The organism is Verrucosispora sp. FIM060022, assembly GCF_003977705.1.
Lineage (GTDB): Bacteria > Actinomycetota > Actinomycetes > Mycobacteriales > Micromonosporaceae > Micromonospora > Micromonospora gifhornensis.
Map to the genome: position 1 here is coordinate 296318 of NZ_RQIV01000002.1, position 20848 is coordinate 317165.

Here is a 20848-nt window from a genome sequence, read left to right on the forward strand (position 1 = left end):
AGCGGTGACCGCCCGGCGCGACCTGCTACTCGACGGTGACGGACTTGGCGAGGTTGCGCGGCTGGTCCACGTCGTGCCCCCGCGCGGCGGCGATCTCGGCGGCGAAGATCTGCAACGGCACGGTCGTCAACAGCGGCGCGAGCAGCGTCGGCGTCCGCGGCACGTAGATCAGATGGTCGGCGTAACGCACCACCGACTCGTCGCCTTCCTCGGCGATCACGATGGTGCGGGCGCCTCGGGCGCGTACCTCCTGGATGTTGGAGACGATCTTGTCGTGCAGCAGGCCGCGGCCCACCGGCGAGGGCACCACACAGATCACCGGGGTGCCCTGGTCGATCAGGGCGATCGGGCCGTGCTTGAGCTCGCCCGCGGCGAAGCCCTCGGCGTGCATGTACGCCAACTCCTTGAGCTTGAGCGCACCCTCCAGCGCCACCGGGTAGCCCACGTGCCGGCCGATGAACAGCACCGTCGGCTGGTCGGCCAGCTCGCGGGCCAGCTCCCGGACCGGCTCGATGCGCCCGAGCAGCTCGCGCAGCTTGTCCGGCACCTGGTGCAGTTGCTCCACCACGGCGGCCACCTCGTCGGCGAACTTGATGCCGCGCACCTGGGCCAGGTGCAGGCCGATCAGGTAGCAGGCGACCAACTGGGTGAGGAATGCCTTGGTGGAGGCGACGGCGATCTCCGGCCCGCCATGGGTGTAGAGCACCGCGTCGGACTCGCGGGGAATGGTGGAGCCGTTGGTGTTGCAGATGGCCAGCACCCGGGCCTTCTGGTCCTTGGCGTGCCGCAACGCCATCAGGGTGTCCATCGTCTCGCCGGACTGCGAGATCACCACGATCAGCGTGGACCGGTCGAGCACCGGGTCGCGGTAGCGGAACTCGCTGGCCAGCTCCACCTCGCAGGGGATCCGGGTCCAGTGCTCGATGGCGTACTTGGCGACCAGCCCGGAGTGGTACGCGGTGCCGCAGGCCACGATGAAGATCTTGTCGACGTCGCGTAGATCCTGGTCGCTGAGGCGCACCTCGTCGAGCATGATCTCGCCGCTCTCGGTCAGCCGTCCGAGCAGCGTGTCGGCGACGGCCTGCGGCTGCTCCTCGATCTCCTTGAGCATGAACCAGTCGTAGCCGCCCTTCTCCGCGGCCGAGGAGTCCCAGTCGATGTGGAAGTCCTTGCCGCTGGCGGGCTGACCGGCGAAGTCGGTGATCTCGATGGTGTCGGCGGTGATCAGGACGATCTGGTCCTGGCCCAGCTCGACCGCCTCACGGGTGTGCTCGATGAACGCGGCGACATCGCTTGCCAGGTAGTTCTCGCCGTCGCCCCGGCCGACCACCAGGGGCGAGTTGCGGCGGGCGCCGACCACCGCACCGGGGATCGCGGCGTCCACGGCGAGCAGCGTGAAGGCACCCTCCAGCCGCTGGCAGACCACCTGCATGGCGGCGGAGAGCAGGTGCGGCCCGTCCGGCTGACCGGCCGCGCGCAGCTCGGCCAACGCCTTGGCGAGCAGGTGCGCCGCGCACTCGGTGTCGGTGTCGCTGGCGAAGGTGACGCCGTCGTCCTCCAACTCGGTGCGGAGCTTGGCGAAGTTCTCGATGATGCCGTTGTGGATGACCGCGACCCGGCCGTCCGGGGACAGGTGCGGGTGGGCGTTGCGGTCGGTGGGTCCGCCGTGGGTGGCCCAGCGGGTGTGGCCGATGCCGGTGGTGCCGTCGCCGATGCCGAGCGGGCTGGCGCCGCAACCGTCCGGGTCCTCGGCGGCGCGTTCGGAGAGCACCTTCTCCAGGTTGGCCAGCTTGCCGGCCTTCTTCTCAGTCAACAGCTGTCCGTCGCAGGCGACGGCGACGCCGGCCGAGTCGTAGCCGCGGTACTCCAGGCGCCGCAGACCGTCGAGCACGATGCCGAGCGCCGGTCGGGCACCGGCGTAACCCACGATTCCACACATGGGTGGCAGCCTAACCAGTTTCGCTCACGTTGTCTGCGCGAAAGCCGGGTAAACAATCACTGAATTTGAGCGATTGGGCAGGTTCGGGTGGTCGAGGTCACAAAGCACTCAGGTCGGGCCGGGCGTCGCGATGGCGCGCACCCGTACCCTGACGGGCGTGACGAGCACTGATGTCGACCCCCTGGTGAACCGGATGCGCCCGTTCGGGACGACGATCTTCGCCGAGATGTCCGCCCTCGCCGTCCGGACCGGCGCGGTGAACCTCGGGCAGGGCTTCCCGGACACCGACGGCCCGCCGGAGATGCTCGCCGCCGCGGCCGAGGCGCTGCGCTCCGGCCGCAACCAGTACCCGCCGGGCCCCGGCATCCCCGAGCTACGGGCGGCGGTGGCGGCCCACCAACACCGCTTCTGGGGCCTGGAGTACGACCCGGACGGCGAAGTGGTGATCACCGCCGGTGCGACCGAGGCGATAGCCGCAGCGATCCTCGCCCTCTGCGAGCCCGGTGACGAGGTGGTCTGCTTCGAGCCGTACTACGACTCGTACGCGGCCTCGATCGCGCTGGCCGGTGCGGTACGGCGACCGGTCACCCTGCGCCCCGGCCCCGACGGTCGGTACGCCTTCGACCCGGCGGCGCTGCGCGCCGCGTTCGGTTCGCGTACCCGGCTGGTGCTGCTGAACTCGCCGCACAACCCGACCGGCAAGGTCTTCACCCCGGCCGAACTGGCGCTGGTCGCCGAACTCTGCCAGGAGCACGGCGCGTACGCGGTCACCGACGAGGTGTACGAGCACCTGGTCTTCACCGACGCGGCGAGTGAACACGTCCCGCTGGCGAGCCTGCCCGGCATGCGCGAGCGCACCCTGCGCATCTCCTCGGCCGGCAAGACCTTCTCCTGCACCGGCTGGAAGGTGGGCTGGGCGAGCGGGCCGGCCGCGCTGGTCTCCGCGATGCTGCGGGTCAAGCAGTTCCTCACCTTCGTCAACGCCGCACCCCTGCAACCCGCCGTGGCGGTCGCGCTCGGCCTGCCCGACGCCTACTTCACCGAGTTCCGCGCCGGCATGCAGGCCCGCCGGGACCAACTCATCGGCGGGCTGGTCGACGCCGGCTTCGAGGTGCTCAGCCCGGAGGGGACGTACTTCGTCACCGCCGACATCACCGCCCTCGGCGGCACCGACGGCGTCGAGTTCTGCCGGTCCCTACCCGAGCGCTGCGGCGTGGTGGCCGTACCCACCCAGGTCTTCTACGACGACCCCGAGGCCGGACGCCGCCTGGTCCGGTTCGCCTTCTGCAAACGCCCAGAACTGCTCGCCGAGGCGGTGTCCCGCCTGGGTGGCGCGACCTGGGAGCGCTGACCCACCAGTTCCGCCCGCTCTCAGCCGGACCGCTGGCTGCGGTTGTTAATAGGGGGCCCTTTCTCTACCCGAGACGTTAAGAAGGGGCCCTTCCTTACACTGCAGGGCTGGCGGTGCGGACCTGGGTGGCGATGCGTTCGGCGATCTCCTGGGCGACCGCCTCGGTGGCCGCCTCAACCATCACCCGCACCAGCGGTTCGGTGCCCGACGGGCGCAGCAGCACCCGGCCGGTCTCGCCCAGCTCGGCCTCGGCCCGCTGCACCTCGGCGCGGACCGCCGGCGCGGCGGCACCCACGGTACGGTCGCCGACCGGCACGTTGATCAACACCTGCGGCAGCTTGGTCACCACCGCCGCGAGGTCGGCCAGGGTACGGCCGGTGGCCGCCATCCGGGCCATCAGGTGCAGCCCGGTCAGCACCCCGTCGCCGGTCGTCGCGTACGCGGGCATCACGATGTGTCCGCTCTGCTCGCCACCGAGCGCCAGCCCGGAGGCGCGCAGCTCCTCCAGCACGTACCGGTCGCCGACCTTGGTCTCGATCAGCCGGATGCCTTCGGCGGACATGGCCAGGCGCAGGCCGAGGTTGCTCATCACGGTGGCGACCAGGGTGTCCCCGGTCAGCGTGCCGGCCTCCCGCATGGCCAGGGCCAGGATCGCCATCACCTGGTCGCCGTCGACCTCGTCGCCGTCGGCGGTCACCGCGACGCACCGGTCGGCGTCACCGTCGTGCGCGATGCCCAGGTGTGCGCCGTGCTCGACCACTGCCTGACGCAGGGTCGCGATGTGGTTCGACCCGCACTCGTCGTTGATGTTCAGCCCGTCCGGCTCGGCGTGGATCGCGATGACCTCGGCACCGGCCTCCCGGTACGCCGCCGGCGCCACCTCGGCGGCGGCCCCGTTGGCGCAGTCCACCACGACCTTGATCCCGTCGAGGCGGTGCGGCACGGTGCCGACGAGGTGCTGCACGTAGTGGTCGGCACCATCGAGCAGGTCGTGCACCCGACCGACTCCCGCGCCGACTGGGCGCTCCCAGGCGGTGCTGCCGTTGGCCTCGACGGTCGCCTCTATCCGCATCTCGATCTCGTCGGGCAGCTTGTGCCCGCCGGCCGCGAAGAGCTTGATCCCGTTGTCCGGCATCGGGTTGTGCGAGGCGGACAGCATCACCCCGAGGTCCGCCTTTGCCTCCGCGGTGAGGAACGCCACGGCCGGGGTGGGCAGCACTCCGACCCGGACGACGGTCGCGCCCGCGCTGGTCAGCCCGGCGACCACGGCCGCCTCCAGCATCTCGCCGCTGGCCCGGGTGTCCCGCCCGACCACGGCCAGCGGGGCATGACTTCGATCCGACTCGGCAAGGGTGTGTGCAGCCGCGACCGCCACCGAGAGTGCCAACTCCGGGGTGAGATCGGCGTTCGCGCGCCCGCGTACGCCGTCCGTGCCGAACAACCGGCCCATACCCGCCAACCTCCGATGAAACTTGCCGTCGTGGGAGAAATTGCCCTTGGAAAGGAGGACGGAAACTGCCCTGTGAGAAGGGGCGGAACCTGCCCTGTCACGAAAAGGCGGAAACGGCCGGCCCACCTCCCGAGTCGAGGGGAGGCGGACCGGCCGTCCGTCAGAAGTACAAGGTGCGGCTGAAGATCAGCGCTTCGAGTACTGAGGAGCCTTACGGGCCTTCTTGAGGCCGTACTTCTTGCTTTCCTTGACCCGGGCGTCCCGGGTCAGGAAGCCGGCCTTCTTCAGGGCCGGGCGGTCGTCCGGCTCGTTGACGATCAGCGCCCGGGCGATGGCCAGCCGCAGCGCACCGGCCTGGCCGGTGGTGCCGCCGCCACGCAGGTTGGCGATGACGTCGAACGCCTCGGGCTTCTCGGCGGTGACCAGCGGGTCCTTGATCAGCTGCTGGTGCACCTTGCTCGGGAAGTAGGCCTCAAGGTCCCGACCGTTGCAGGTAATCTTGCCGGTGCCCGGCACGATCCGCACCCGGACGATGGCCTCCTTGCGGCGGCCCACGGTCTGGATCGGGCGGTCACCACGAGGCGCGCGGGCGACGGGCGCCGGCGCCTCGGTGGCCTCAGGGGCAACCTCGGTGGCGGTGATGTCGGTCATGCTGCTTCCTTCGCCCGCGCTCACTGCGCGATCTGCTTGATCTCGAACGGCACCGGCTGCTGCGCGCCGTGCGGGTGCTCTGCACCGGCGTAGACCTTCAGCTTCTTGATCAGCTGACGGCCGAGCTTGTTGTGCGGGAGCATCCCCTTCACAGCCAGCTCGATGGCCCGCTCGGGGCGCTTGGACAGCAGCTCCTCGTAGCCGACCTGCTTGAGGCCACCCGGGTAACCGGAGTGCCGGTAAGCGATCTTCTGCTGGCGCTTGTTGCCGGTCAGCGCAACCTTGCCCGCGTTCACGACGACGACGAAGTCGCCCGTGTCGACGTGCGGCGCGAAAGTCGGCTTGTGCTTGCCCCGCAGCAGCGTGGCGGCGTGGGTGGCCAGGCGGCCCAGCACGACATCAGAGGCGTCGATGACGTGCCACTGACGCTCGATCTCACCCGGCTTCGGGCTGTACGTACGCACAGGTCTACCTTGTCTCGTCGTCGGTCTGGGGTCGCGCGCCGAGGTGACCAGGACATCCCAGCCGGACCAGCGCGCACGAACGACCAAGCGTACCTCAGGCGGCACGCCCACAGATGTCGTACAACAGCAGGCAACGATACCCGCAGCCCGACCGGCCGGTCAAAACGGGGTCCGGCAGGCGCGCCGACGGCACCGGAAATGGCCTTGATCACACCCCGGCCCGGGCCAGCCGGGCCCCGGGACGCAGGTACGCCGCCCAGGTGAGCAGGAGCAGCACCAGGAAGAAGCCCACGTAGAAGCGCAGCGCCGGCTGGATCCCACCGTAGGTCGACCGGGCCCAGGCGTAACAGATCGGCACCAGAAAGCCACCGAGGGCACCGACCGCCGAGATGATGCCCAACGCGCCGGCGGCCTGCCGGCGCATCGCCAGCATCACCTCCGGCGAGCCCCCCAGCTCCTCCCCCTTGACCTGGAAGATCCGACTGATCATCCGGTAGGTCGAGCCGTTGCCGACGCCGGTGGCCACGAACAGCAGCAGGAAGGCCACGAAGAAGACACCCAGGCTGCGCTGCTCGACCGACCAGAGCGCGGCCAGCGCGCCGATGGCCATCAGCACGAAGCTGACCATCGTCACCCGCGCGCCGCCCACCACGTCGGAGAGCCGACCGCCGAAGGGGCGGCAGAACGAGCCGACCGCCGCGCCGAGGAACGCCCAGGTCAGTGCGACGTCCGGCCGACCGAACACCGAGGTGAGCAGGGTCGGGAAGGCCGCCGAGTAGCCGATGAACGAACCGAAGGTGCCGATGTACAGCAGGGACATGATCCAGGTGTCCCGATGCCGCAGCGACGACCAGACCGGCCGTACGTCCGCCTTGGCCTCCACCAGGTTGTCCATGAACAGGTACGCGCAGACCGCGGCGATCACCGCCAGCGGGATGTACATCAGCCCGGCCCGGGCCAGCGCCAGCCCGCCACCGAGCACGATCACCTGCGGAACCAGGAACTGCACCACCGCCACGCCGATGTTGCCGCCGGCGGCGTTGAGACCTAGCGCCCAGCCCTTCTCGCGTTCCGGATAGAAGAAGGAGATGTTCGCCATGCTGGAGGCGAAGTTGCCGCCGCCGAACCCGGCGGTGGCAGCGATCAGCAACAACACCGGGAAGCCGATCTCCGGGCGCTCGACCGCCCAGGCCAGGCCCACGCAGGGCACGATCAGCAGGAGGGCGGAGACGATCGTCCAGTTCCGGCCGCCGAACACCGGCACGGCGAAGGTGTACGGCAACCGCAGCAACGCGCCGACCCCGCTCGGTACGGCGGTCAGCCAGAGCGCCTGGCTGGTGCTCAACTGCCAACCGGCGTCACCGAGCCGGACGACGACGATGCTCCACAGCAGCCACACCGAGAAGCCGATGTGTTCGGCGAAGATCGACCAGATCAGGTTGCGGCGGGCGATCCGGTTGCCGGTCGTACGCCAGAAGGTGTGGTCCTCCGGTGCCCAGTGCCCGATCCAGCGGCCGGGACGGCGGTCCAGGGTCTCCTCCTGGACGGCCTCGGGTTGCACGCTCGTGGTGGTCATGGCGCCGAAGCTAGGAATCGACAGTTACCGTGGCGTTCGTCCTTCGGGTCGACCCGGCAACGGGACGCGCACCACCGGCCGGGGTGCGCGGTGAGACCCGCCGGTTCAGAGTTGCTGGAGGATGCGCAGTGCCCGGTCGACGTGGCGCATCGTCTCGGCGTCGGCCACGTCCACGCACTCGGTGAACCACTTCTTCATCGGCGAGGAGATCCGGTCGGGCATCACCACCCAGCCCCCCATCGGCACCGCCAGCGGTGAGTCCCGCAGCAACGCCGCCTCGACCACCTCGGCGACGATCACGATGGGCACGGCTGTGGAGTTGTAGACGTCGGAACTGATCACCAGCCCGAGCCGCTCGCGGGCCCCCTCGATCCGCCAGACCTCGCCCCTACGCAGCACGTGGGCGACCACCGAAGAGCAGGTCGTCGACCATGCCCACCTCCTGCGCATCGGCCAGCGAGGCAGACTCCAGATCCAGCCCGGCCCGACCCACCGCGGCGGCGTGGGCCGCGAAGACCTCGCGCAGCGCCTTCTCCCGGGCGGCCTGGTCCATCCAGGCGGAGAGGGAGAGTCCCTCCCGTTTGGCGAACCGTCGGGCGTCCGCGATCGTCTCGTCGGAGAACGACAGAGTCACCTTGGCTGTCATGCCAGACAGACTACCGCTGGTATGACCGCCAGTCATCCGATCCGCACACCGTAGCTACCGGCTGCCGCGTCGAACGCCTCGGTCACATCCATGTCGACCACTCCACCCTTCCCGATATGCGGGAGACTCGTTCCACATTCCAGGCCATGCGATCCGGTGCGCCGCCACCGTGCGGTGTGAGCGGCACTTGACAGGACCGAAACAAACGGGACGCGGGCCGGAAACTGGGCGGCGGCACGCTTTGCCGACATGACAGACGGTGCACGGTCGGCGACTGCATCGGGGCACCCGCCCCGGGAGGTGGCGACGCACTGCCCGTACTGCGCCCTTCAGTGCGGGATGACGCTGCGTGATCAGGACGGCCGGGTGTCCGTACTCCCCCGGCAGTTCCCCACCAACCGCGGCGGCCTGTGCCAGAAGGGCTGGACCTCGGCCGAGCTGCTGACCCACCCGGACCGGCTGACCACCCCGCTGCTGCGCGACCCGGCCAGCGGCGAACTCCGCCCGGCCAGCTGGGAGGCCGCGCTGGACCGCATCGCCACCGGCATCGGCGAGGTGCAGCGACGGCACGGCCGCGACGCGGTCGCCGTCTTCGGTGGCGGCGGGCTCACCAACGAGAAGGCGTACGCGCTGGGCAAGTTCGCCCGCGTCACGCTGGGCACCCGCAACATCGACTACAACGGACGGTTCTGCATGTCGTCGGCCGCGGCCGCCGGGATGCGCGCCTTGGGTGTCGACCGTGGACTGCCGTTCCCGCTGTCCGACCTCGGGCACGCCGACACCCTGCTGCTGGTCGGCGCGAACCCGGCGGAGACCATGCCTCCGCTGGTGCGCTGGCTCACCGAGCTGCGGCAGCGCGGCGGCACGCTGATCGTGGTCGACCCCCGGGTCACCGCCACCGCGCGGCAGGCCGACCTGCACCTGCAACCGCTGCCCGGCACCGACCTGGCGGTGGCCAACGCGCTGCTGCACCTCGCCCTGACCGAGGGCTACGTCGACGACGACTACGTGGCCACCCGTACCACCGGCTTCACCGACGTCCGGCGCACGGTGGCGGGTTGGTGGCCGGCGCGGGCCGAGGCGCTCTCCGGCGTGCCGGTGGCCGACCTGGAGGCGACCGCCCGCGCCCTCGGCACCGCCGAACGGGCGATCATCCTCACCGCGCGGGGCGCGGAACAGCACGCCAAGGGCGTCGACACGGTCACCGCCTTCGTCAACCTCGCCCTGGCGCTCGGCCTGCCCGGCCGCCCCGGCTCCGGGTACGGCTGCCTGACCGGGCAGGGCAACGGGCAGGGTGGCCGCGAGCACGGGCAGAAGGCCGACCAGCTGCCCGGTTACCGCCGGATCGACGACCCGGCGGCCCGCGCCCACGTCGCACAGGTGTGGGGGGTGTCCGCCGACGACCTGCCCGGCCCCGGCGTGCCCGCGTACCAGTTACTGGATTCGCTGGGCACTTCGGACGGTCCCCGCGCGCTGCTGGTCTTCGGCTCCAACCCGGTGGTCTCCGCCCCTCGGGCGGCGAGGATCGAGAGCCGGCTGCGTGAGCTGGACCTGCTCGTCGTCACCGACCTCCTGCTCTCCGAGACGGCGGCGCTTGCCGACGTGGTGCTGCCCACCGCCCAGTGGGCCGAGGAGGACGGCACCATGACCAACCTGGAGGGTCGGGTGCTGCGCCGCCGCGCGCTGCGCCCGCCCCCACCCGGCGTCCGCACCGACCTCGCCATCCTCGCCACCCTCACCACCCGGTTGAAAGGAAGGGCACCTTCTTATCGCCTCGTGCATAGCAAGGGCCCCCTGTTAACAGCCGACAGCGCCGCCGAAGCGGCCGTCGACGGTGAGCGCGAGGCGCTGGCCGCCGACCCGCGTACCGTCTTCGCGGAGTTGCGGCGGGCCTCGGCCGGCGGGATCGCCGACTACGCCGGGATCGACTGGGACCGGATCGACGCCGCCGACGGCGTGTTCTGGCCGTGCCCGAGCGAGGACGGGCCGGACTCGCCGCGCCTGTTCGCCGACGGCTTCCCCACCCCCGACGGGCGGGCCCGGTTCCATCCGGTGGAGCACCGGCCGGCGGCCGAGGAGGTCTGCGCGGAGTACCCGCTGCACTTCACCACCGGCCGGGTGCTCGCCCAGTACCAGTCCGGCACCCAGACCCGTCGGGTGGCCGCGCTACGCCAGGCCGCCCCCGACGCCTTCGTGGAGCTGCATCCCGACCTCGCCGGGCGGCTCGGGGTGGCCGACGGCGAACCGGTCCGAGTGCTGTCTCGGCGGGGCGAGTTCCAGGCACCGGCCCGACTCAGCCCGGCGATCCGGCCGGACACCGTCTTCGCACCGTTCCACTGGGGTGGTGCCGCCCGAGCCAACTCCGTCACCAACGACGCCGTCGACCCGATCTCCGGCATGCCCGAATTCAAGATCTGCGCGGTCCGCGTGGAGAGGGTGGCATCGTGACCGAGCACAGCGCCATGAGCGGCGAGCGGGTGGTGGTGGTCGGCAACGGGATGGCCGGGGCCCGCCTGGCCGCCGAATTACACGCCCGCGGCCAGGACAAGGTCACGGTGGTCGGGGCGGAGCCGCACCGGGCGTACAACCGGATCATGCTGTCCACGCTGCTCGCCGGGAAGATCGGCGAGCCGGACGTGGAGTTGACGGAGGCCACCGGTCGCGGCGTCGACCTGCGCACCGGAGTCGCGGTACGGGCCATCGACCGTGCCGCCCGGGAGGTACGCACCGACGACGGCGACCGGATCGGCTACGACCACCTGGTGCTCGCCACCGGCGCGCGGGCGGTGGTGCCGGCGCTGCCCGGCCTCGACCCGACGTCGCCGCCGGATCGGGTGGTCGCGTTCCGGACCCTGGCCGACTGCCGGCGCATCCTCGCCCTGGCCGGCGGCGCGCGCCGCGCCCTGGTGCTCGGCGGTGGGCTGCTCGGCCTGGAGGCCGCCCGTGGGCTGGCCGCGCGAGGGCTGGACGTCGCGGTGGTGCACCGGGTGCCGTACCTGATGGAACGCCAACTCGACGCCATGGCCGGCGAGATCCTGGCCGGCACCCTCGCCGAACTCGGCGTGACCACTCATCTGGCCGTCACCCCGACCGGCCTGACGGCCGACGCCTGCGGGGTCCGGCTGAGCCTGTCCGACGGCCGTACGCTCGACGCCGACCTGCTGGTCCTCGCCTGCGGGGTACGCCCCGACACCGCGCTCGCCGAGGCGGCCGGCCTGACGGTGGACCGGGGTGTGCTGGTCGACGACCGGCTGCGCACCAGCGACCCACGGATCTCCGCGATCGGCGACTGCGCGCAGCACGGCACGGCCCCGACCGGCCTGGTCGCACCGGCCTGGGCGCAGGCCCGGGTGGTGGCCCAGCTGCTGACCGGGCAGGACCCGCAGGCCCGCTACCATCCCCGGCCGGTGGTCACCCGACTCAAGGCGGCCGGCATCGACCTCGCGGCGATGGGTGACCCGACGAGCGGCCCCGGCGAGGAGTTGACCTTCGCCGATCCGGCCCGCGGCACGTACGCCCGGCTGCGAATCCACGACGAGCGGTTGGCCGCCGCGATCCTGCTCGGCGACAACCCGTCGGTGGGCACGGTCATCCAGTTGTTCGACCGGGGCCAACCGGTACCCGCCGACCGGCGGGCACTGCTGCTCGGCCGGGCCGTGGGCGGGGCCGTCGCGGCACCCGCCGCTTCCCCGGCGTTGATGCCCGACACGGCCACCGTGTGCCAGTGCAACACGGTCAGCAAGGGCGCGCTGGTGACCTGCTGGCGGGGCGGGGCGCGCACGTTCGACGAGGTCGTCGCCGGGACCAGGGCCGGTACCGGCTGCGGCAGCTGCCGGGACGCGGTCGCCGGCATCGTCGACTGGTTGTCCAGAGCGGATCCGGTGGAGGTGGGACGATGACCGGCGGCAACGTGGTCGTGATCGGCAACGGCATGGTCGGGCAGCGGTTCGTGGACGCGCTGCGTTCGCGGGACCCGCAGGGCCGCTGGCGGGTCACCGTGCTCGCCGAGGAGCCCCGACCGGCGTACGACCGGGTGCGGCTCTCGGCGTACTTCGACGGCGTCTCGGCCGACGACCTGAACCTGCACACCGCGTACGACGGGGTGCGGCTGCGCCTCGGTGAGGCGGCCCTCGGGGTGGACCGGGCACGTCGGGTGGTGACCACGGCCGACGGCGAGTACCCGTACGACGTGCTGGTCTTCGCCACCGGTTCGTCGGCGTTCGTGCCCCCGGTCGACGGCGTCGGCCTGCCCGGGGTCTTCGTCTACCGGACGCTTGACGACCTGGCGGCGATCGAGGAGCACGCCCGAGGCCGACGGACCGGCGCGGTGATCGGGGGCGGTCTGCTCGGTCTGGAGGCGGCCAACGCCCTGCGCCTGCTCGGCCTGTCCACGAGCGTGGTGGAGTTCGCGCCCCGGCTGATGCCGGCTCAGATCGACACCGCCGGGGGTGCCCTGCTGCGCCGTTACGTGGAGGAGTTGGGGGTGGGCTGCCACCTCGGGGTGGCCACCACCGCGTTACGGCCCGGCCCGGACGGTACGGTCGCCGCCCTGGAGTTGGCCGACGGCACGCTGCTCGACGCCGACCTGGTGGTGGTGGCCGCCGGCATCCGCCCCCGCGACGAGCTGGCCCGCGCGGCCGGACTCGACATCGGCCCACGCGGCGGGCTGCTGGTGGACGACGCCTGCCGCACCCGCGACGAGCGGATCTACGCGATCGGCGAGTGCGCGGCGGTCGAAGGCACCTGCTACGGGCTGGTCGCGCCCGGGTACGCGATGGCCGAGGTGGTGGCCGACCGGCTGGTCGGCGGTGCTGCCACCTTCCCCGGCGCGGACACCGCCACCAAGCTCAAGCTGCTCGGCGTCGACGTGGCCTCGTTCGGTGACGCGCACGGCACTACGCCGGGCTGCCTGGACGTGACGTACACCGATCCGGCCACCCGGGTCTACGCCAAGCTGGTTCTCTCCGACGACGCGACGACGCTGCTCGGCGGGGTGCTGGTGGGTGACGCCGGCGCGTACCCGACCCTGCGGGCGAGTGTGGGCGGGCCGCTGCCGGCGCCCCCTCTGGCGTTGCTCGCCCCGGCCGGCGCCGAGGGCGCGACGGTGGGGGCGCTGCCGGCGTCCGCGCAGGTCTGTTCCTGCAACGCGGTGACCCGCGCGGACATCGACGCGGCAATCGCGGACGGTTGCGCGGACGTGGCCGCCCTGAAGGCGTGCACCCGGGCCGGCACCAGCTGCGGTTCCTGCGTGCCGATGCTCAAGCAACTGCTCGACGCGGCCGGGGTCACCCAGTCCCGGGCGCTGTGCGAGCACTTCGACCTCACCCGGCAGGAGCTGTTCGACATCGTCCGGGTACGCGGCATCCGGACCTTCTCCCGGTTGATCGCCGAGCACGGGCAGGGCCGGGGTTGCGACATCTGCAAGCCGGTCGTCGCCTCGATCCTCGCCTCGCTCGGCAACGGGCACATCCTCGACGGCGAGCAGGCCGCGTTGCAGGACACCAACGACCACTTCCTGGCGAACCTGCAACGCGACGGCAGCTACTCGGTGGTGCCCCGGATCCCCGGCGGTGAGATCACCCCGGAGAAGCTCATCGTCATCGGCGAGGTGGCCCGGGACTTCCAGCTCTACACGAAGATCACCGGTGGCCAGCGGATCGACCTGTTCGGGGCCCGGGTGGAGCAGTTGCCGCAGATCTGGCGTCGGCTGGTCGACGCCGGGTTCGAGTCCGGTCACGCGTACGGCAAGGCGCTGCGGACGGTGAAGTCCTGTGTCGGCTCGACCTGGTGCCGGTACGGCGTGCAGGACTCGGTCGGCCTCGCCGTCGCGCTCGAACTGCGCTACCGGGGACTGCGCGCCCCACACAAGATCAAGTCGGCGGTCTCCGGTTGTGCCCGGGAGTGCGCCGAGGCGCGCAGCAAGGATTTCGGCATCATCGCCACCGAGACCGGCTGGAACCTCTACCTCGGCGGCAACGGTGGCTTCCGGCCCCGGCACGCCGACCTGTTCGCCACGGATCTGTCCACGGAAGCACTGATCCAGCTCATCGACAGATTCCTGATGTACTACATCCGCACCGCCGACCGGTTGCAACGCACCGCCGCCTGGATCGAAGCCATGGACGGCGGCCTCGAACACCTGCGAGCAGTCATCGTGGACGACTCGCTCGGCCTCTGCGCCGACCTCGACGCCGCGATGGCCCGGCACGTCACGTCCTACTCCGACGAATGGCGTGACGTGCTCGACGACCCGGACCGGTTACGCCGGTTCACCTCCTTCGTCAACGCGCCGGACGTACCCGACCCGTCGATCACCTTCGTCACCGAACGCGGGCAACCCGTACCCGCCGGGGGCAGACCTGCCACATCGGAGGGCCGGCAACCGGTCACCCTCGGGCTGCCGGAGGTGCGGCGATGAACACCGTGACGACCGTGCGCTGGCACACCGTCTGCCCGCTGAGCCGACTGGACCTGGACCGGGGCGTCGCCGCCCTGATCGACGGCGTCCAGGTCGCGCTCTTCCGGACCGCCGACGGGTTGTACGCGATCGAGAACCGGGACCCGGTCACCGGCGCGTACGTGCTGTCCCGGGGCATCGTGGGCAGCCGCCGCGGCGTGCCCACGGTCGCCTCGCCGCTGCACAAGCAGGTGTACGACCTGCGTACGGGGGACTGTCTCGACCTGCCAGGTGTCTGTGTTGCCCGGCACGAGATCCGTTGCCGGGACGGCATGGTCGAGGTGCGGCTGCGACAGGAGGAGTGAATGCGCGAGGAACTGGCCGGCTTCACCATCGGGGTGACCGCCGACCGGCGGCGAGACGAACTCGCCGCGCTGCTCCAGCGGCGCGGCGCGCGGGTGGTGCTCGCGCCCGCGCTGCGGATCGTGCCGCTCGCGGACGACAGCGCGCTGCGCGAGGCCACCCGGGCCTGCCTGGACCGGCCACCGGACGTGCTGATGGCCAACACCGGAATCGGCATGCGCGGGTGGCTGGAGGCCGCCGAAGGCTGGGGGGTCGCCGAGCCGCTGCGCTCGGTGCTCAGCGACGCGTACGTGGTGGCCCGGGGCCCGAAGGCACGTGGCGCGATCCGCGCGGCCGGTCTGTACGACCAGTGGTCTCCGGAATCGGAGAGCTGTGACGAGGTCGTCGAGCACCTGCGCCAGCGGGGGGTGGCCGGGCAGGTGATCGCCATGCAGTTGCACGGCGATCGGCAGCCCGAGTGCACCCGTGCCCTGGAGGAGGCCGGGGCGACCGTCATCGAGATCCCGGTCTACCGCTGGGCGCCACCTACCGATCCGGCGCCCCTGCACCGGCTGGTCGACCTGGTGGCCGGCCGGCTGGTGGACGCGGTCACCTTCACCTCGGCGCCGGCGGCGGAGGCGCTGCTCCGCGCTGCGGGCGACCGGACGGAGGCGGTCCTGGCCGCGTTGCGCAGCGACGTGCTGGCCAGTTGTGTCGGCCCGGTGACCGCCGAGCCGTTGGTCCGCCGGGGCGTGCCGGTGAGCGCGCCGAGCCGGGCCCGGTTGGGTGCGCTGGTGCGCACCATCGTCGACGAACTGCCCCGCCGTACGGTCACCATCAAGGTCGCCGGACATCTGCTCACGCTGCGCGGGCACGCCGCCGTGATCGACGGGGAGCTGCGTCCGTTGGCGCCGGCGCCGATGGCGGTGCTGCGGGCACTGGCCCAGTCTCCGGGTCGGGTGCTGTCGCGTACCGCCCTGCTGCGGACGCTGCCGCGCGGTGCCGACGAGCACGCCGTGGAGATGGCGGTGGCCCGGCTACGCGCCGGTCTGAAGGCTCCCCGGGTGGTGCAGACGGTCGTCAAGCGCGGCTACCGCCTCCGCGTCGACTGACCTGCACAGGGCCCGCAGGGCCCGTACGGACGGACGACGGGCACCCGTCTCGCCGCACCGGGTGGGCCCGGGGCAGCGGGACGAGTGCCCGCACGAGGTCAGCCGACCGGGGTCGGGAAACCCCTGTCGTGTTCAGCTTGCAGCCGCGCCATGGCGTGCTCGACGACTGTCACCATCACCTGCTTGACCGACTCACGCCGCCGGGCGTCGGTCATCACCAGCGGTACGTCCGGCGAGATGGCCAGCGCCTCGCGTACCTCGTCCAGCTCGTACTGCGGCGCGCCGTCGAACCGGTTCAGCGCGACCACGTACGGCAGCCTGCGGTTCTCGAAGTAGTCCAGGGGCGCGAAGGCGTCGGTGATCCGGCGGGTGTCCACCAGCACGGCGGCGCCCACCGCACCACGGATGATCTCGTCCCACATGAACCAGAACCGGGTCTGCCCAGGTGTGCCGAAGAGGTACAGGATCAGATCCTGCGCCATGGTGATCCGGCCGAAGTCCATGGCGACCGTGGTGGTCTCCTTGCCCGGCACCTTTGACGAGTCGTCGATCCCGACGCCCGCCGCGGTCATCACCGCCTCGGTGGTCAGCGGTGTGATCTCCGAGATCGCACCGACCAACGTGGTCTTGCCGACACCGAAGCCACCCGCGACGACGATCTTCGCGGAGATGATTCCCCGGCTCTGGCGGGCCCCGGCGGGGTCATAGCTCGCGAAGTCCACTCAGCACCCTTCCCAGCATTTCCATCCGCTCCTCAAAACCTGTGGCGGGAGCGGCCGTCTGTAGCGTCAACAGGCCGTCGGCCACCATGTCGGCGACCAGCACCCGGGCGACACCCAGCGGTAGCCGGGTGTACGCGGCGATCTCCGCCAGGGACTCGGGGCGGCCCTCGCAGACCATGGCGATGCGATGCTTGTCGTGCCCGGCAAACCGCGACTCGGCGATCTGGGTGGGGCTGGCGATCAGCACCGCCTCCAGGGCGATGTCCTGGAGCGGTTCGGTGCGGCCCCTGGTGACCGCGTACGGTCGCACCAGAGCACCCCGCGGGTCACGTCGCGGATCCATCCGCAATCACCTCCTCTCCCGTCCGCCGTCGCACCGTGCGCGCTATGACCGCACCGCGTCCCGGGGCAACGGCACCAGCGCCGCGCCGACGCGCTCGACCAACAACGCCATCTCGTAACCCACCTGGCCGACGTCGCAGCTGCGTGCCGCGAGCACCGCCATCGACGAGCCGTCGCTGATCGACATCAGGAACAGGTAGCCGCTGTCCATCTCGATGACGGTCTGCAACACCCCGCCGGCGCTGAACATCCGCGCGGCGCCCTCGGTCAGGCTGACCACACCGGAGGTGATGGCGGCGAGCTGATCAGCCCGGTCACCCGGCAGATCGCGGGAGGAGGCGAGCAGCAGCCCGTCCGCGGACACCGCCACCACGTGGGCGATACCCGCCACGCTGTCGGCGAAGTTGGTCAGTAGCCAACCCATGTCCTGCATGGCCGCGGGCCTGTTCATCGGCTCGTCTCCTTGGTCGAGGTGCTGTTCTGAGTCGCGCCGGCCGTTCGGCCGCGCTGGACGCCGCGGTGGTAGGCCGACAGCAGACCGCGTACTTCGTCCGGCGTACGCCGACTGTGTTCCCGTCCGGTCCGGGGCTCGATCCCGCCGGGAACGAGTTGCGCCTGCGGCACCCGCTTCGGCAGGCCGGACCGGGTCGTACCGGCCGGGGTGGGCTCGGCGGCCTGGCTGGCGCGCGTCCAGCCCTCGTCTGCCGCGGTCCGCCAGGCGTCGTCGCCGGCAGCGGCGGACGGGGCGGCAGCCGGCGTCGGTGGCGCGGCCGGCGGGGGCGCCGCAGGCGGGGTACCGGTCGACGCGGCGGACGAGGTCGGGTACGACGGTGGCGACAGGGATGCGTCGCCGGCAGCCGCACCCGGCGTACGGGTGGGCAGCGGCGTACGCCCCTTGGTCGGCTCGACGGCCGGTGCCGACGGGCTGGCGGCCGGCGGGCCGGCGGCCGCGGTCGCGGGTGGCTCGTCGAACTGCGGCCGGCTGAAGATGGCCGTCACGTCGTTGCCGTGCGACCGGAACCAGACCGCCTCCATCTCGCGGAAGATCGGCGCCTCGGCCTGCGGCTCCGGCGGCGCGGTGATCGGTGCGCTGGCGACCGGAGCGGTCGCGGCCAGGCTGGCGCCCAGCCCACCGAACATCGGGGTGTCCTGGCCGCCGCCCGACCCCTGGCCCGCCGCCGGCGCGAACCCGCTCGGCGCCGCCGCCGGCGTGAAGCCGTTCGGAGCCGCAGTCGGCGTGAAGCCGTTCGGGGCGGCAGTCGGCGTGAAGCCGTTCGGGGCGGCGGGCGCGAACCCGTTCGCGGTGCTGACCGGAGCACCGGCGACCGGGCCGGCCGGCAGCACGGGTGCGGCCGGCTGCGGCTCGCCCGGGGCGTTCGCCGTCCGGTAGGACAGCGGGTCGATGGTCGGCGAAGCGACGGTGGGCGTACCGGCGTTGAACCCGCCGGCGTACGCCGGTGGGGACGTGTGCGCCGGTGGTGTGTGCTGCGGTGTCGGGTCGGCGGCGGGCCACGGCGTGGCGGCCGGTGCGCTGCGCCACCTGTCGCTGAGGGTGGCGGTGGTGCTGCGTCCCGCTCCGGCGAGCGGTTCACCGGCACCGGCCGGCGACTGCTCGACCGCGAGCGGCTGGCGCGGGCGGGTGATCGCCTGGTCGCGGCCCCGAAGACTCGGCAGGATCACCGTGGCGGCCGGTAGCGTGATCTGGGCGACGGTGCCACCCTCGACGTTGCGGCGCAGCTCGACCCGGATGCCGTAGCGGGCCGCGAGCCGGCTGACCACGGCCAGACCCATCAGCCGGAACGCCGCGACGTCCACGGTGGAAGGGGCGGCGAGTCGCTTGTTCAGCGAGTCCAGTTGCTCGTCGGTCAGGCCGAGACCACGGTCCTCGATCTGGATGAGCACGTAGTCGCGGATCCGCCGGCCGTCGGCAACCACCGTGGTGTTCGGCGGCGAGAAGCGGGTGGCGTTGTCGAGCAGTTCGGCCACCAACCGGACGACGTCGTTGACCGCGTGTGCGGCCACCGACACGTCGGTGTCGACAGTCCCGAACTCGATCCGGTTGTAGAGCTCCACCTCGGACTGTGCGGCCCGCAGCACGTCGACGAGCAACGCGTCGTCGCGACGCGGCACGGCGGAGTCGGCACCGGCCAGCACCAGCAGGTTCTCGTCGTTACGGCGCATTCGGGTGGCGAGGTGGTCGAGCTCGAAGAGCTGGGCGAGCCGCTTCGGGTCCTCCTCGCCGCGCTCGATCGCGTCGAGTTCGCCGATCATCCGGTCGACAAGCGTCTGACTGCGACGGGCCAGGTTGAGGAACATCGCCGAGACGCTGCTCCGCAGGGCCGCCTGCTCGGCCGCGACCCGGACGGCCTCCCGGTGCACGACGTTGAACGCCGAGGCGACCTGGCCGACCTCGTCACGGTTGTTGAGCTGGATCGGGTCTCGTACCTCGCGGACGATCTCGTCGACGCTGCCGTCGCTGACGTTGCCCATCCCTTGCAGGCGGCGCACCGCCTCGGGCAGGTCGTGGTTGGCCACCGAGAGCGCACCCTCGCGGAGCCGACGCAGCGAGTGGTTGAGCGAGCGGGCCAGCACCACGGCCAGGGTCACCGCGATGACCAGGGTGAGCAACACAAGCGTGGTCTCGACGATCGCCTGCCGGATGACGTCCGACCGGGCCTGCTCGGTCTTGGCGAGGAGCCGGTTCTCCAGCTCGCCCTCGGCCCACCGCATCAGCTCGTGCACCGCGCCGATCGCTGCGGTGGCGTCCTGGGCGGAGACCGGCGAGCCCCGGCCGACCGAGCGGGTGATGTCGGTGGCGATCCGGTCGGCCAGCACCACGGCGTCACCGGAGACGGTGCTCTCGACAAGCGCCCGCTGGGTCGGGTCGGCGGCCAACGAGAAGGACAGCAGCGCTTCCTGCTGGCCGGTCAGGGTGGCCACGAACGCGGAGAACTGCTCGGTGTCGAGTCGTCCGGTGGTCAGCGCGGTGAACGCGACGGCCTCTTCCTCGGCCACGGCCGCCTTGGCGCGGGCGAAGGCGGCGACCGCGCGCCGGTTGTCGGCCAGGCTCTCCTCGCCCGGCAACTGGGCCAGGCCGTCGCTGTAGCCGACCAGGTCGGCCAGGACGACGCCGTAGCGCAACGCGGCCTCGGCGACCTGCATCTGCTGGCGGTCGAGCACTTCCTGTCGGGTGCCGTCGAGGGTGTCCAGGTGCCGGTCGATGGCCGTCAGCCGGTCGCGGACCGCGGTGGGGACGTCGCCGATCCGGGCTCGCTCCGCGCGGTACGCATCGACCCGTTCCTGGGTCCGACGCACCCGCAGGTTGTACGCGTCGACCTGCTGCTGCGTCGAGGCAAGGTAGGCGGCAGCCGCCATCCGCTCGGCGTGCAGGTCGTTGGCCAAGGCGGAGATCTTCGTCGACAGGACGGTGAGCGAGCGAGCCTGGGAAGCCTCGTAGGCGCCTTCACCAACGGCGACCAGACGGACCGTGGCCAACGCGATGACCGCAGCCACCGGAACGACCAGGATCAGCGCCAGCTTGGACCGAATCCGGGCGTCGCGCAGCCGGGGCAGCCTGCGCCGTCCACTGTGCTCGGCATCGCCGCTGGCGGGCAGGGTCGTCGGTCCGGTGCTCACGACATCGCCTCCGTCGTATTCTCCGCGCCTGACCCGTCGACCCGTAGTTGGAACGACGGCCGGCGCCACGCGCGGCACGGCCGCGATTTCATCAGACGAGATCGGGTTTGGGAAGCCGCAGTGAGGCAGGAAACGGTTGGTGGACACGCATCCTGTTGTCCGCTCAACTAATACCTACATTTCCACAGTGCCCTTGATCAGGGCATGTCACTCCAGAGTG

At 71.6% G+C, this 20848-nt stretch carries 17 protein-coding genes; 6 read left to right on the plus strand and 11 right to left on the minus strand.

The annotated features are described in order from the left end of the window. Nucleotides 1–25: 25 nt before the first annotated feature. Nucleotides 26–1939, minus strand: a complete 1914-nt coding sequence (gene glmS / locus EG812_RS07875; protein WP_013735892.1) for a glutamine--fructose-6-phosphate transaminase (isomerizing) — start codon at nucleotides 1937–1939, stop codon at nucleotides 26–28. Between the two features lie 157 nt (nucleotides 1940–2096). Between glmS and EG812_RS07880 the strand changes: the two genes are divergently transcribed. Further along, nucleotides 2097–3290: a pyridoxal phosphate-dependent aminotransferase gene (locus EG812_RS07880; RefSeq protein ID WP_043725809.1), complete on the plus strand. Its 1194-nt coding sequence runs from the start codon at nucleotides 2097–2099 to the stop codon at nucleotides 3288–3290. 94 nt (nucleotides 3291–3384) lie between these two features. Here EG812_RS07880 and glmM read toward each other — a convergent pair whose 3' ends face one another. From glmM to EG812_RS07910, 6 genes are all read right to left on the minus strand, one after another. After that, the gene (glmM, locus tag EG812_RS07885) at nucleotides 3385–4740 is read right to left on the minus strand and encodes a phosphoglucosamine mutase (protein WP_126711225.1); all 1356 of its coding nucleotides are present in this window, start codon (nucleotides 4738–4740) and stop codon (nucleotides 3385–3387) included. A 186-nt stretch (nucleotides 4741–4926) separates the two neighbouring features. Then, on the minus strand, nucleotides 4927–5391 hold the full coding sequence (rpsI, locus tag EG812_RS07890; RefSeq protein ID WP_102658823.1) for a 30S ribosomal protein S9: 465 nt from the start codon (nucleotides 5389–5391) through the stop codon (nucleotides 4927–4929). A 20-nt stretch (nucleotides 5392–5411) separates the two neighbouring features. Beyond that, the gene (gene rplM / locus EG812_RS07895; protein ID WP_013735896.1) at nucleotides 5412–5855 is read right to left on the minus strand and encodes a 50S ribosomal protein L13; all 444 of its coding nucleotides are present in this window, start codon (nucleotides 5853–5855) and stop codon (nucleotides 5412–5414) included. Nucleotides 5856–6063: 208 nt separating this feature from the next. Beyond that, on the minus strand, nucleotides 6064–7431 hold the full coding sequence (locus EG812_RS07900; RefSeq protein ID WP_126711226.1) for an MFS transporter: 1368 nt from the start codon (nucleotides 7429–7431) through the stop codon (nucleotides 6064–6066). 105 nt (nucleotides 7432–7536) lie between these two features. Continuing rightward, on the minus strand, nucleotides 7537–7842 hold the full coding sequence (locus tag EG812_RS07905) for a type II toxin-antitoxin system PemK/MazF family toxin (RefSeq protein ID WP_013735898.1): 306 nt from the start codon (nucleotides 7840–7842) through the stop codon (nucleotides 7537–7539). Further along, the gene (locus EG812_RS07910) at nucleotides 7820–8077 is read right to left on the minus strand and encodes a hypothetical protein (RefSeq protein ID WP_043721938.1); all 258 of its coding nucleotides are present in this window, start codon (nucleotides 8075–8077) and stop codon (nucleotides 7820–7822) included. Before EG812_RS07910 ends, EG812_RS07905 begins: the two co-directional genes overlap by 23 nt. A 249-nt stretch (nucleotides 8078–8326) precedes the next feature. On the opposite strand from EG812_RS07910, the gene EG812_RS07915 reads away from it, so the two are divergent. From EG812_RS07915 to EG812_RS07935, 5 genes are read left to right on the plus strand one after another with little or no spacing between them, the layout of a single operon-like run. Then, complete coding sequence (locus EG812_RS07915) at nucleotides 8327–10525, plus strand: molybdopterin oxidoreductase family protein (protein ID WP_126711227.1); 2199 nt, start codon at nucleotides 8327–8329, stop codon at nucleotides 10523–10525. 14 nt (nucleotides 10526–10539) lie between these two features. Continuing rightward, the gene (locus tag EG812_RS07920) at nucleotides 10540–11976 is read left to right on the plus strand and encodes an FAD-dependent oxidoreductase (protein WP_126711453.1); all 1437 of its coding nucleotides are present in this window, start codon (nucleotides 10540–10542) and stop codon (nucleotides 11974–11976) included. Beyond that, nucleotides 11973–14495, plus strand: coding sequence for a nitrite reductase large subunit NirB (gene nirB / locus EG812_RS07925; RefSeq protein ID WP_126711228.1), 2523 nt, complete (start codon nucleotides 11973–11975; stop codon nucleotides 14493–14495). The genes EG812_RS07920 and nirB overlap by 4 nt, the downstream gene beginning before the upstream one ends. Then, nucleotides 14492–14839 carry a nitrite reductase small subunit NirD gene (gene nirD, locus EG812_RS07930; RefSeq protein ID WP_013735903.1) on the plus strand — a complete coding sequence of 116 codons (348 nt, stop codon included), beginning with the start codon at nucleotides 14492–14494 and terminating at the stop codon, nucleotides 14837–14839. Before nirB ends, nirD begins: the two co-directional genes overlap by 4 nt. Then, on the plus strand, nucleotides 14840–15928 hold the full coding sequence (locus EG812_RS07935; RefSeq protein WP_013735904.1) for a uroporphyrinogen-III synthase: 1089 nt from the start codon (nucleotides 14840–14842) through the stop codon (nucleotides 15926–15928). It begins immediately after the preceding gene. Between the two features lie 98 nt (nucleotides 15929–16026). On the opposite strand, the gene EG812_RS07940 is transcribed toward EG812_RS07935, so the two are convergent. The 4 genes from EG812_RS07940 to EG812_RS07955 are packed head-to-tail and all read right to left on the minus strand — an operon-like array spanning nucleotide 16027 to nucleotide 20628. Then, nucleotides 16027–16650 carry a GTP-binding protein gene (locus EG812_RS07940; protein WP_013735905.1) on the minus strand — a complete coding sequence of 208 codons (624 nt, stop codon included), beginning with the start codon at nucleotides 16648–16650 and terminating at the stop codon, nucleotides 16027–16029. Further along, entirely contained in the window at nucleotides 16631–16993 is a 363-nt protein-coding gene (locus tag EG812_RS07945; RefSeq protein WP_013735906.1) for a DUF742 domain-containing protein, read from the minus strand. Before EG812_RS07945 ends, EG812_RS07940 begins: the two co-directional genes overlap by 20 nt. Before the next feature lie 42 nt (nucleotides 16994–17035). Then, entirely contained in the window at nucleotides 17036–17443 is a 408-nt protein-coding gene (locus EG812_RS07950) for a roadblock/LC7 domain-containing protein (RefSeq protein WP_007465177.1), read from the minus strand. Further along, complete coding sequence (locus EG812_RS07955) at nucleotides 17440–20628, minus strand: sensor histidine kinase (protein WP_126711229.1); 3189 nt, start codon at nucleotides 20626–20628, stop codon at nucleotides 17440–17442. Before EG812_RS07955 ends, EG812_RS07950 begins: the two co-directional genes overlap by 4 nt. Nucleotides 20629–20848 lie beyond the last annotated feature (220 nt).

What these genes read in the sequence shown, in the direction of transcription:
- nirD (WP_013735903.1), top strand. Translation starts at nt 14,492, where the DNA reads ATGAACACCGTGACGACCGTGCGCTGGCACACCGTCTGCCCGCTGAGC.
- EG812_RS07915 (WP_126711227.1), top strand. Translation starts at nt 8,327, where the DNA reads ATGACAGACGGTGCACGGTCGGCGACTGCATCGGGGCACCCGCCCCGG.
- EG812_RS07945 (WP_013735906.1), bottom strand. Translation starts at nt 16,993, where the DNA reads ATGGATCCGCGACGTGACCCGCGGGGTGCTCTGGTGCGACCGTACGCG.
- glmS (WP_013735892.1), bottom strand. Translation starts at nt 1,939, where the DNA reads ATGTGTGGAATCGTGGGTTACGCCGGTGCCCGACCGGCGCTCGGCATC.
- glmM (WP_126711225.1), bottom strand. Translation starts at nt 4,740, where the DNA reads ATGGGCCGGTTGTTCGGCACGGACGGCGTACGCGGGCGCGCGAACGCC.
- EG812_RS07900 (WP_126711226.1), bottom strand. Translation starts at nt 7,431, where the DNA reads ATGACCACCACGAGCGTGCAACCCGAGGCCGTCCAGGAGGAGACCCTG.
- rpsI (WP_102658823.1), bottom strand. Translation starts at nt 5,391, where the DNA reads ATGACCGACATCACCGCCACCGAGGTTGCCCCTGAGGCCACCGAGGCG.
- EG812_RS07950 (WP_007465177.1), bottom strand. Translation starts at nt 17,443, where the DNA reads ATGAACAGGCCCGCGGCCATGCAGGACATGGGTTGGCTACTGACCAAC.
- EG812_RS07910 (WP_043721938.1), bottom strand. Translation starts at nt 8,077, where the DNA reads ATGACAGCCAAGGTGACTCTGTCGTTCTCCGACGAGACGATCGCGGAC.
- EG812_RS07935 (WP_013735904.1), top strand. Translation starts at nt 14,840, where the DNA reads ATGCGCGAGGAACTGGCCGGCTTCACCATCGGGGTGACCGCCGACCGG.
- nirB (WP_126711228.1), top strand. Translation starts at nt 11,973, where the DNA reads ATGACCGGCGGCAACGTGGTCGTGATCGGCAACGGCATGGTCGGGCAG.
- EG812_RS07920 (WP_126711453.1), top strand. Translation starts at nt 10,540, where the DNA reads ATGAGCGGCGAGCGGGTGGTGGTGGTCGGCAACGGGATGGCCGGGGCC.